The sequence below is a fragment of the Chimaeribacter coloradensis genome (assembly GCF_002858715.1).
Classification (GTDB): domain Bacteria; phylum Pseudomonadota; class Gammaproteobacteria; order Enterobacterales; family Enterobacteriaceae; genus Chimaeribacter; species Chimaeribacter coloradensis.
The window spans coordinates 1-310 of record NZ_PJZH01000104.1 but is presented as its reverse complement, the minus strand read 5'-3'; the positions used below and the strand labels follow the sequence as shown (position 1 = coordinate 310).

The window sequence follows — 310 nt, the reverse complement described above, 5'->3', positions numbered from 1 at the left end:
GGCGGGCTGGGCGGGCTGTTCCATTGGCTGTTTCCCACGCTGCAACGGCCGCTCTATTTGCAACAGGGGTTCCCGTCGCTGGTGCTGTCGCACCTGCTGCTGGTGGGGGTGTCGAGCCTGATTGCGGTGGCGATCGGTGTGACGGCAGGGATCGCCGTAACCCGCGAGGCGGGGCGGCCGTTCCGGCCCCTGCTGGAGACGCTGGTGGCGATGGGGCAGACCTTCCCGCCGGTGGCGGGCTGGGCGGGCTGTTCCATTGGCTGTTTCCCACGCTGCAACGGCCGCTCTATTTGCAACAGGGGTTCCCGTC

The 310-nt window shown here is 68.4% G+C and carries 1 pseudogene; it reads left to right on the top strand.

Annotated elements, in window-relative coordinates:
- Positions 1-6: 6 nt before the first annotated feature.
- A pseudogene (locus CYR32_RS21335) lies at positions 7-310 on the top strand (hypothetical protein); the annotation flags it as partial.